Here is a 12,414-nt window from a genome sequence, read left to right as displayed (position 1 = left end):
GCCGCCCGCCTTCAGCTCGTCGTAATAAGCCTGACGGGTGAAAATGCCACGCTCCACGGGCCGCAGCCCGTCGAACCGTTCGAGGATCTGCCGCACGGTCTCGCCTTGCGCTTCCGTGATGACGGTCTCGCCATTGGAATGCTCGTAGGAGAAGAAGCTGCTGTCTTTCAGAAGCTCCGTCAGATTCTCCTGCGTCGCGCCGCCGTCCTTGAAGCCGAGCGCTTCGAACCGCTGCACCAGCGCGCCCGGGTTCAGCTTGTTGCCGTCCGCGTCGAGGAGGCCCTTGGAGGCGAGGAAGGTCGCGAACGCCCCTTCCGGCACATAGCCGTAGCGCTCGAACAGCCAGGCCGCCAGTTCCGCTTCGTAGGTGTGCACCACCTTGCCTTCGTTTTCCGGGTGCACCAGCGGATAGTCCGGGTTCGCGAGGTTGACGGGATCGAGGTAGAGCTTCGAGAAGGCGTCGTAGCTCGGCCCGCCGGCGCCGACGCCGGTCAGAACCGTGATCGCCGCCCCGCCCATCCGCGTCTGCGGATTGAGGTCGAACAGCGGACCGACGCTCGTCAGACGGCCCTCGCCCTCCTGATAGACGTGGCGGCCAGCCTCCACGATCAGATTGCCGGGGCCGGCAACCGTCATGTTCGCGTAGATGATGTCCCGACCAGCCGAAACCAGCGTGATGTCACGAGGATCGTTGTGAACGACGAGGCCGGCCGTTCTGAACGCGCCGGGCGCCGCGATGATGCTCGCGGCCCGGCAATCGGCGGGGCCTGAATACAGGCAACCCACCGATGGGGTCGTGCCGAGGTGGACGATGTCGCGTCCGGCGCGGATCGAGGCCGATCCGGAGCTCATGTAGAGCGGTTGCAGGCCGTTGTAATCGGTCACCCCGAAGGCGAAGCCCAATATGTCCTTCCCGGCGTAGAAGAGCGCCGGCTTCTTCTGGCCTTCGAGCAGGCGGCCCGTGGCGTTGTCCTGCTGGAAGGCGAGGTTGCTGCCCACGCCCCCCATAGCGCTGTTGCCTTCCAGCGGCCCGGCCAGGTTCGGGCTGCCGGTCGGGGTGCGCGCCGTGGAAGAGGAATAGACCGGGCGGAAGGGGTTGGGCAGAAGGTCCGGGTCGTTCGGCATCCCGGAGATCGTCACCGGCATCGGCACCTGGAAGTCGCCGACGGTGTCGTTGCGCGTGGAGGTGCCGCCGATGATCGAGCCGCCGGCCAGAAACTCCATCTGGCCTTGTGGCGACGGAGACAGTTCCAGGAACGGGATGACGTTGCAGCCCAGCCCGCACTGCGGCATCGTCCAGTGGATGTTGCCGCTGGGTGCGGTCGCCGTCAGGATCGGCGGATACCAGTAACGATTGTCGCGCAGCGCGGCATTGCCGCTGGCCGCCTGCTGATTGCCAAGCCCCATCATCATCGGCGCGACATTGCCGCCGGCCGAGAAGAGGTGGATGGCGCTGTCTTCGCGCCACAGGCTGAAGGAACTGCGCAGGAAGCCGCCATCGGAGCGGACCACGCCGCCGGGGATTTCCGTGGCGACCTCGATGCATTGGCCGGGGTCGTTGCAGGCGCCCCATTCCACTGCGTCTCCCACCGGCGTTCCGGGGACGCCATCATACCAGTTGCCCTCGTCCCAGAGATAGGTGATTTCCACGCGAGGGGGCTGTTCGCTGAGGATCGAAGTCCCCGCCGACAGCAACTGCGGGATTGCCCCCGCATCGCCGACGCCCGTCAGGGCGAGGTGGCCGCGGGTGTTGATCCGCACCTTGCCGTCGCCCGGCACCAGGGTGATCCCGCCGCTGAGCCCGGTGGTGATGATGCCGATATCGAGCGTGGTGCGCGGATCATACATATTATTGTAAAGGCTGGAAAAATCCTCCCGCCCGATGCTGCCGGCCATGATCTCGATATCGCCGCGCAGGTTGGTGATGGTGCCGAACAGGTTGGTTTCGGAATGGCCGATGCGCGCTGCCATCGGGTTCAGCGTGCCGCCGATGCGGATCTGCATCTCGCCGCCGCCGGTCTGCGTGAGCTTGCCGCCGGTGACGAAGCCGGCGACGCGCGTGACTTCCGTCACCCGGCCGGTGGACGCCACCGCGAAGTTGAGCGCCTGGCTGGCGATGATAGTGCGATTGCTATTCTCGTAGGTTTCGCCCGGGATCCTGCCCCATTCCGCCTGGACACCGACATTGCCGCCCGCCGAGACGGTGAGGTTGCCGCCGCCCAGCGTGCCGATGCCGGTGAAGCCCAGCAGGATCGGTGCGTTCTGGTTGTAGAAGCTGGTGCTGCTATCCTGCGGGTTGGCGGGGATATAGCCACCGAAGTGGATCCACCAGGCGGTGGGAATGTCCCCGCCCATCTGGGGATCGCTGCCTTCGGTGAGGCCATAGGCGCCCTGCCGCCACAGCCAGTTCGTCAGATTCCCCGTATCCGGCCGCTGCGTGGATGGACGGTTGCCGACCTGATAGCCGGTGATATTGCCCTGGACGGACAGCAGCAGGTCGCCGCCATGCTCGGGATACCAGGCCTGATAGTCGCTGATGCTGTCCACATAGCCGTCGAAATTGGCGCCGATATAAGGATTGGCGAGGCCAGCCGAGCCCGCCAGCACGGCGCGCGGCTGGTCGTAGACGTTGTAGCCGTCCGCCGTGGTGCCGCCGATGTCGGCGGACGGCGTGCCGGCGGTGTAGACGCCGAACAGCGAAAGCTGCTCGTAGGAGCCGCCGGCCAGCAGGTCGAGCGAGCCGATGCCGGTGCGCACCACGCTGAACACCTGAACGCGCCGGAGGCGTTCCAGCCATTGCGCGTTGAAGCCGTCGTCCAGGCTGGCCTGCGGGTTGAAATAGTGGCGATCCGAGAGGATGAGGTCGCCCGTCTGCCCGGCTTGCGCCAGCTCGCTGGTGGCGCGCAGCGCCCGTGCGTCCGCCGAGCCGATGTCGGCGCCCGAGACGAAGCGCATCGACCAGCTTTGCGAGCCTTGCGGCAGCATTTTCGCCGCCGCCCAGATGCGCCCTTGCGTGCCGTCCGGCCCGATGGGGCGCACCGCTTCCTTCACGCCGCCGACAGGCTGCAGGTTGACACCGACGGGAATGGTGGCGCCGGCGGGAGCGGTGACATTGGCGTTGAGGAAAATACTGGCGGTGTTGAACAGGTTGAGCGGCGTGCCGGCGGGGACATCGGTGACCCTGATGGAAAGATTACCCGGGTTGGTGGCGTTCAGAGCGGGGAGCGTGGTGCCGGCGCCGAACCAGGAGCCGGTGGGAACCGCGATATTGACCACCTCGCCCGCAGCATAGAGCGGCGGCAGATTCGCCTCGAACGCGGCCTTGCTGGCCCAGATCGGCGCCGTCGTCGTCCAGCCGGCCGCGATCCTCGCGACCGAAGCATTGGATTCGAACCCGAACGGAAGCTCCACGTTGCGGCGCACCTGCGTGCCCTGCCGCACCACGATGGGGAAATCGAGAACCACCGTGGAGGCTGCTCCGCCAGGGAAGGTCGTGACGGCATTGCCTGACGGAGCTCCGACCATCTCATAAGGCGAGGTCAGCACCACGGGCTGAAGAACCGGCCCGAACAGGCCATCCAGCGCCAGCACGCTGTCGCGCGGGATCAGGTCGCCCGCCTGAAGCTGGGCGGTCGCGGAAAGGGTGAGGGTGGTCGGCAGCGGCACGCCCTTGGGCCAGGTCATGGCGGCGATGTTCACGATCACGGGGAAGACCGCGCCCGCGCCCAGCACCGATCCGGCGGGCAGCTCGGTGCCGACCGGCATGATCGTGCCGCGCGCGATCAGCGTGCCGTCCGGCAGGAGGATGGAGGAAGCGGCCGTCCAGTCCCGATCCAGCACCACCGCCTGCGCCAGGCGGGTTTCCGCCTTCAGCACATAGTTGGGCTGCAACGAGAAGCCGTTGACCTCGATATCATAGCCCAGCACCGCATCCAGCGGCAGCCGGGTGCCCGCCGCCAGCCTGACCGGCGCCGGAACCTTATAGTCCTGAATCCACTGTTCGTCCGGCCCCTGCGTGCCCGGGTACAACACCCATCCGTTATCGTCTGGAGTTCTTGCGGGTTCTGCGAATCCATCGGTGATGGAGCCGTTGAGCGTGAGGTCGTCGGAGGCGCGGATCAGCAGCGTGCCCGCCTCGCCCGAGCCATAGTCGGCGGAACCGGCATCGCCATAGTTCGCGCCGCGCACGATCCCGGGGTTCAGGCTGGCGTAGCGGTAGCCTGCCATGTTGAGGTCGCCCGACACGCGCAGGTCGCCGCCGGCCGCGCTCACCAGCTCCACGCCGGGGCGGAAGTGGAAGGCCTGGGCATTGGCCCCCGCCCGCAGCCCCGCCAGCCGGTTCACCAGCGCCTGGTTGGCGATCGCCGCGTTGATATAGGCATCGCTCTCCACATGGATGTCGTCCAGCAGCGCCTGGTCGATCACCCCGTCCGCCGGCTGATAGCGGCTGAAGGCGTTGACGCCGATGCTGCTCGCGCCCTTGACCGTAAGCGTGCCGGCCGCCTCGATCGCCGCATCATTGGCGCCCACGCGCTTCACGTTCAGCTCGATCCGGCCCCGGCTCACGCCGTCCGGCGAGCTGAGGTCCATCGCCGCGCCCTGGCTGAGCGTCAGCCTGCCGTCGCGCGAGGTCAGTTCCACCGTCGCGCGGTTGGAAGCCTCGATGGGGGCGCCATAGCCGTCCACCTGCAGGGCGGTGCCGCGCGCGTCGAGCACCGCATTGCCGCCCAGCGTCAGGTCGTCACGCGCCGACAGGCGGATCGAGCCCGGTTTCGCGCCCGAGGCGTCGATCCGGCCGTTCACCGTCAGGCTGCCGCCGTCCGCCGTGAGGCTGACGTGCCGTGCCTGCACTTCATCGCCGATCACGAGGTCGCCCGTCTTGATCAGGAAATTGCGCTGCTCGATGACGCCATTTTCCGTCAGGCGCCGGTTGAGCCCGCTGAAGTCCGCGAGCGTTCCGGCGCGGACATCGAGGCTGCCGTGGCGCAGATCGGGGTTCGCGTCATTCTCGCCGTTGCGCGCCTCGCCGTCGATGCGGCCGTCGAGCGACACCGTGCCGTTGAGCGCCGTCACCTTCAGCAGCCCGGCGTGGTTGTAGTCGGCCGAAAGGTCGATGACGCCGCCCTCCGCCAGGCGGATCGAGCCATGCGTGCTCTCCAGCTCCACATCGCCGCCCCAGCTGTAGCGCGTCTCGTCGAAGAAGTCCGTCGCGCGGCCGGCCATGTCCAGATGAGCCCGCTCGCCCAGCACCACATCGCCGGATGTCGCCGTCAGCAGCAAACGACCAGAGGGCAACGCAACCAGCGTGTCCGCCAATATGCTGGCGCCGCGAAGGTGGATTTCGGCCCCCATCGGCGCCTCGGCCCGCGCCGTGCCCGGCGTCCAGCCGTCGGGCGCCGTCAGATTGACCGCGCCACCCGCCTCGAACGTCATCTTCGAGCCGGCTCCGCCGGTCAGAAGCGGCGTCGTCAGGTTGAGAAGGCCGCCGGTGCCGGGCTTTCCATATTCCGCCTGCGACTGCCAGACGGAGATGGTCGCGCGGTGGTTCGTCTCGATCCGTTCCGAAGCCGAGAGATTGACGGCGCCGAAGCCCAGCGCCAGCCGGTCGAGCGGCAGCTCGGCCGGAACCAGCACCCCGTCCTGATAGCCAAGGACGATGCGGTCGGCTTCCAGGTTCAGCGTCCCGCTGCCGGTGCCGGGGCCGCCCGCGATGGGGGCGCCGGGGAGCTGGGAGATCGGCATGCCGTTCCAGCGATCGCCGCGGGTGCCCATCAGGCCGTTCCACACCAGCGTTCCGGCGCTGATGGTGGCGACGTCTTCCGCCGTGCCATGGCCGTAGAGCGCGGGCGTGTTCAGCACCAGTTGCAGCCTGGATTCGCCATTGGGGCCACGGGTGTCGAGGTTCACCGAGCCATAGAAGTTGATCGACTGGCCGGCCGAGAAGATCAGGCGCTCCAGCGGCGGGGCGCCGTTGCCGATGTCGCCCAGCATCAGCCGCTCCAGCACGGCCTGGTTGAGGGCGATTCCGCCCGGCAGGATTCCCTGCTCTCCGGCCAGATCCAGCGCCTCACTGGTGCCGATGTTCACCGCGCCGGTGGAGAAGGCCATGTAGCGCGCGCCATAATTCACCTGCTCGCCGAGGTTCACGGCGCCCAGGGTGGAGAAGGCGATCGTGCCGTCGGAATAGAGCGAGGCGCCGTTCTCGACGAGGATCTGCCCCGTGCTGGCGCGGCTGGTCGGCGCCGGCATTTCCAGAAGCCCGTTCGAGACCATCAGCAACGAGGCCTGACTGGTGCTGATGGTATAGCCCTGGGTCGAATCGAAGGCCGGCTTGCCCTTGCCCAGCGAAGAGACCGTGGCTCCGGCCTCGACGGTGATGTCGGAGACGCCATCCGACACCAGGAATATCTGCGGCGCCGACAGGGTGGCGCCGTCGCGCACGACGATGCCGTCGAAGCCGGTGTAGCTGACCGAAATTCCGCTTCCACCGCTGCCGACATAGCCGCCGCCCGGCGTGACGGAGATGGTGCTGCCGTTGACCGAGCGGCCCAGGCGGCCGCCGATCACCAGCGCATTGGCGCCCACCCGGTTGAGGTCGGACGCGTAGAGCCAGGCCATGCCCTCGGTGGGCGTGGCACCGTCGGCGAGAATCTCGAAGCCATATTCGCCGCCATCGGAATAGGCCCCCGGCACCACGGAGACGGAGCCGCCAAGCCCGCCTTCGGCGGCTGCGAACAGGCCGGTTCCCTCGAACGCGAAGGCCGGACGGGTATCGCCTTCCTTCGGGGTCGCGAGCGCCAGCACCAGTTCCTTGCCGTCGCGCGGCATGCGCGGAATCGGCCGGTTGAACAGCGCCGAGGCCGGCATCTTCTGCAGGAAATCCTCGAACGTCGTCTTGTCATATTGCGAGTGGGTTTCCACCACCTTCGCCGGGGTCAGGATCACGCTGAACGGAGTCAGCGACTGCCCTTGCCTGTGGGCGATGCTGGTGTAGGCGCCGAGCGCCGTCGAGCCGTCGGGCAGCCGGGAAATGATCTCGGAGCCCGGCTTGGCGGCCTTGCCCAGTTCCACCCGGAAGGCGCCTTCCATCAGCGCATATTCGGCCGGCAGCAGCATGTAGGTGCCGGCCTTCAGCCCCTCCACGCCTTCGGGGATGATGATCTGCTGCCCGAATTCCGGCTGCGCGCTGCCGCCGATCGCGGCGGGCGCCATCGAATGCTGGTAGACCGGCACGATGGCATAGACCTTGCTGTCGGGGTCGCTGAAGCTGCGGTAGCCGGGGTTCACACTGGCCAGCGGCGTCTTCAGGATATCGACGGAGCCGCCACGGCCGGGGATGAAGCCGGCGCCCGACAAGGTGCCGCCGCCCGACAGATCCAGCACCGCGCCCTTCTCGGCGTTGAGGGAGGCGAACACCACCACCCCCTGCTCCGAGCGGATCAGTTCCGTGTTGATGCCTTCGCCATTGGCGACGGCATCGTTGCGGGTCCAGGTGAGGCCGTCGGTGGTGCCGCCATGCGCGATCGTCAGCCCCGCCGCGCTGACCGAGGTGAGGCTGCCCGCGAGCAGGTTCACCTGGCTGGTGATAACGTCGTTGCCACTCCAGTAGCTCTGGCCGGGTTCGACCTTGTCGATACCGGGTTTGTATTTGTCGCCGCCGACGCCCAGCACGATCTGGCCGAGCGGCGCCCGCACCACGCCGCCCTGGTTGACGATGTCGGCCCCCAGTATGACCATGCCGTGCACCGACAGCGGCGCCGCCGCCGTCGAACCTTCCAGCTTCCGGATGTTGAGCGTTCCCCCCGGCACCAGCGTGCGATAGCCGTTGTTGTTGTTCGGCAGCTTATATGTATAGACGCCGGCAAGGATCGTGGCCTGCGCCCCGCCCAGCGGGTAGATTTGCGCCGCCGTCAGGGTGAGATCGCCGAGCGAAATGCTTTCCCCGCCCGTCAGGCGGATGTCGCTGCGGCTGATGATGTGAACGTCCTTGGGCGAGGCATAGTCATATTCGATCTGCTCGTTGTCGATCGCGCCGATCGAACCATAGCTGCCGAAACGGATTCCCCCCATGTCGACGAGGCCGCCGCTGATCGTCAGGCTGCCCTTGCCGATGCTGGGCAGGCGCCCGAGCGTCGCGAAGCCCGGGTTTTCGAAGGTGATGTCATTGCCGCCGAAGGCGAGCCCGCCCGCGAAGCGGACATAGGCGGCGGAAAGCGACACCTCCCCGCCTTCGGGCCTGAGGTTGCCCATGCTGCCGGCCAGCGTCAGGTTGCGGCCGAGGTTCAGCGTCAGGTCGCCGTCGAACAGCACCACATCCTGGCTTTCCAGGCCGAGGCTGTCGAAGCCGCCCGCCTTGATCTGCTCGGCGCTGATCCGCGCTTCCGCCACGGTGCCCACCACGCCGGCATTGGCGGCTTCGGCTTCCGTCACCAGCTGGCCCGGAGTCCAGCAGGCGGTGATGCAATCGCCCCAGACGATGTCCGCCGACAGGCGAGGCGCATAGTCCTGGTCGATGATGACGCTGCGCAGGCGCCGCATGAAGTTGGGCACGGCGCGCGACGGATAGACGTTCGCGCCCGCGTCGACGATGATGGGCGAGGCCAGCTTCACCGCCAGTTCGCCGCCGAGCGCGCCTTCGCCGCCGGCATGGGCGAGAAGTTCGCCGTCCAGATAGATGCCATATTGCGAAGCGAAGGAGAGGCGGCCGCCATCGCTGGCGATCAGGCGGCTCTGCGTGCGGCCGCCGGGCCTGGAGGTGAGATAGTCGATTTCGGCCCCGGCGCCGGAAGCGTCGAGCTTCGCGCCCGGCCGCACCACCACATAGGCGGAAGACACGCCGCCGATATCGATCGAGCCGCCGGCCGAGACATCGGCGTAGCGCAGGCCGCTGCGGTCGACCGCCTGCATCGCCCGGCCCGACACGTCGATGACACTGTCGGACCCGATCCAGATGGCGCGGGTGGAATCATAGACGATGAGCTTGGAGGCCTGGTTCCGATCGCGGTTCATGTTTTCCGCCGGCCCCGCCGTCAGCTTCACCGAGCCGGCGCGCGCCTCGATCGAGCCCTCGATCCGCATGCGCTCGGCGGCGTTGATGGTGACCGACTTGCCGTCGCCCACGCGGATCAGCGCGCCTTCAGCCAGCTCGAACAGGCCGCTCACCTTGCTGCCTTGCCAGTAGGTGCCGTAGCCATCGGTCCAGCCGCCCACGTCGCTGCGCGCGACTGCGTTCAGGCTGAGGCTGGCGCCCTTGCTCTGGACGAAGCGGCCGTTGACGGCGTCTTCCCGGAATTGCGGCGGCGTCCACAATTCCATCGTGTCCGCAAGCGCCGTGCCGCTGGGCATGGCGAAGCTGGCATCGGTGATGCGGCGGGTGGGCACCGTGACATCGACCTCAGCGCCCGCGGAAACCAGAATGTCGCCACCGGTCTGCACGCGATAATCGGTGAACCCCTTCTGGAAGAAGTCGGCTGCGAGATGCAGCGGCTTCGCCACCTGCACGTCGACCGGCAGCACCCAGCCTTTCTGCACCTTGGTTCCGGCAGCGACGCGCAGATCATTTTCCAGCTCGGTGCCGGCCGGGATCGGCACGATAATCGGATTGGCGAGCGGCAGGCCGTCCGGGAAGGCGGTCCTCACATCGTCGCCGACCGTCTCGCCTGCCAGATAGGTGATGCTTCCATAAGCAATGGTGGTGCCGGCGGGCACCGTGTCCCCGCCGAACCAGGATTGTGAATAGTCTTCGTTATAGACATATCCACTGGCGGGCATCGTGAACGCGCCCTGCGTCGTCAAGCCGACCGGATCGGCGCTGACCATGCTGGTGATCGTCTCGCCGCCGAAGAGGCTGGTGATCTGGTGATTGTAATCGAAGCCGAGCACGCTGCCGGCCGGCAGCACGAACGCTTCGGTCACCACCAGATCGAGCGGAACCGGCTCTCCGGCGAGCAGCAGGTTGCCGCCCTCCAGCACCGGGTCGCCGATGGTCAGCGACCGGTCGACATTGACGAGGTGCAGCCTGCCGCCTGCATTGCCTTCCGAGCCATAGGCGCGGATGTCGCCGTCCAGCACCAGCTCGTGCAGGCTGCCGGTTCGCGCGACATAGCCGGTGGCCAGCAGCACATTGCCGCCGCTGGCCCCTTGCCGCTGCCCTTCCTCTAGAATGGCGCCGCCGGCCGACACGTCGATCAGCGAGCCTTCGCCCAGCACCACCGAGCCCTGGGCGGAGCGGATGAGCACATCGCCGCCCGCCAGCCAGGCGAGGTCGCCGCGATTGCCGCCGCCGTCGCTGAGATTCACCCAGAGACCACTGGCGTCGAGGGTCTTGCCCTCGGCAAGCTCGACCCGCGTCACCACACGTTCGGCGCCGCCCGTGGAATAATGGCTGGTGCCGCCTTCCAGCGCGATCACCCCGCTGCGCGCGGTGATGTTGCCATCGATGTTGATGGTCTGCGCCCGCGCCACCAGCAGGCCGCCATTGCCGAGCGTCAGATCGGCTTCCACATGGATCGTCTCGCCGCTCAGCTTCAGCGCGCCCAGCTTGCCGGCATTCAGGGCATCCAGCGAAAGCCGCGCACTGTAGCTGGTGTCGGGCGCCAGTTCGGAATCCACGGTCATGCCGGAGGTGATGTCGGTCCCGTCCGCCAGCGTCACGATGGACTTGTATGCGCCTGGATCGCCCACGCCGGGGGTGGGGGTGACGTGCTGCTGGTTGCCGACATAGAGGGCGCCGGCCAGCGGCGCCACATATTGCGTCAGCTTGTAGCCGTCGATCCGCTGCTCCCGCATGCCTTCGATGATTCCGGCGTCGCCCATCTTGACCGGCAGGTCCGGCCGGGCCTGGGTCTGGCGGTCGCCGACGATCACATCCGCCAGCAGCGTGCCTTCCATGACGACGGTGGGCACCGACAGCGTGAGCGTTCCGGCGTCGCGTCCGACGGTGTAGCCTTCTTCGTAGCGGGTGCTGTGGACGCGGCTGAACGGAGTCACGAAATATTCGGTGTAGCGCTCGCCCCAGCGCTCGTGGCGGCGCATGAAGTTGGCGCCGATCGCCACCAGCTTCACATTGGCCGGCACCTTGTCGGCGCTGTAGAGCTTGCCGTCCGAGCCGAGATAGAGCGTCGACTTGATGAACCCCGAGGCATAGTCGAGGCTGCCGCCCGAGATGTCGAGGATCGCACCCTTCTGGACGATCAGTTCGCCGGTGTCGTTGGTCTTGTTGCCGCCCGTCCAGCCGCTACTGCTGGTGAAGGTGATGCTTCCGGCGGTGGCCGTCCATTCGCCGATCTTGTGCGGCGCGTTCCCGAGATGCCCGGAGACCTCGATGAGGCCGCCTGGCGTGTAGTAACGGTCGCCGTCGTGGCCGCCGGTGCCGCTGGGCAGCATCTCCAGATCGCGCACGTCGACCCAGACGTTCTGGCTCTTGAGATTCTCATTCTCGCGGTTCAGCGCGCTGTCGCGATAATCATAGGGCTGGATGAGGCTGACCAGGAGGCTGTTGGATTCCATGTCCATGGCGACGCCCTGCACGCCGGAGACGTCGAGCACGGCGCCATCCGCGACGAACGTGCGCTTGCGGGCCATGACGCTGATCTGGCCGCCCTGGGCCATGGTGAGCGAGTCGCCCTCGAACAGCGCCGTGCCGGCAGTCATGATCTCGACCCGCGACTGGTCGAGACGGTCCGGCTGAGTATAGTTTACGTTGCCGGTGCCCTGATTGTTGAGCAGCCCCGGAGTGGTCCGGGCGCCCGGATCGACGAGCGCGTTTCGCTGGGCGTCGGTGGCGGTTTCGTCGCTTTCGAGTTCCGGGAGGATGAGGGTCAGGCTGTTCTTGGTCAGCGTGACGCTGGTGCTGTCCTTCTTGGTGTCGGCTACATTGGTGAGCAGGTGGATGGTGCCGCGGGTGTGGACACTGGTGGTGGAGACCAGCACGCCATCCTGCACCACATGCTCGCCGACGAGGGTGATGTCGCCCTGCTTCGCCTCGATCACCCCGCTGTTGGTGGCAAGGCCCGCCGTGCTTTCCGCGCCGATGGTGGCGGCGACTTCCTGACCGCGCGTCGTCGAACGCTGGTTGAGGTCCGTGCCATAGCCGGGGCGGATCAGGAAGTTCTCGCCGGCGGCCAGCACCGTTTGCCCCCGGCTGCTGGTGATGCGACCGGCATTTTCCACCTCGGTGCCGAGCAGCATCACGAACCCGCCCGATTCCACCACCGAGGTGGCAGCGGTCGTGGCGATCTCGGCGCCGGCTTCCACCTTCACCTTGCCGGTTGCTTCGGTGAAGCTCGCGACCTGGATCGCCGGCTCCCACCAGTTGGGGCTCTCTACCGTGCGCATGTGGATGCCGTAGTTCAGGAACTGTTCGTTTGTGATATTAGCGGTTGCTGCGATGAGGTTTCTTGTGTTGACGGTTGA

The 12,414-nt window shown here is 67.1% G+C and carries 1 protein-coding gene; it reads right to left on the bottom strand.

The window, feature by feature from the left end; translation table 11 throughout:
- On the bottom strand, nt 1-12,336 hold a 12,336-nt coding region (locus L6Q21_RS14475), incomplete at its 3' end, for a hypothetical protein (protein WP_237831482.1).
- Nucleotides 12,337-12,414 lie beyond the last annotated feature (78 nt).

This window comes from Sandaracinobacteroides sayramensis (assembly GCF_022014495.1).
Classification (GTDB): Bacteria; Pseudomonadota; Alphaproteobacteria; order Sphingomonadales; family Sphingomonadaceae; genus Sandaracinobacteroides; species Sandaracinobacteroides sayramense.
Note: the sequence above shows the minus strand (reverse complement) of the source record. Positions and strands in the feature narration are given on the sequence as shown.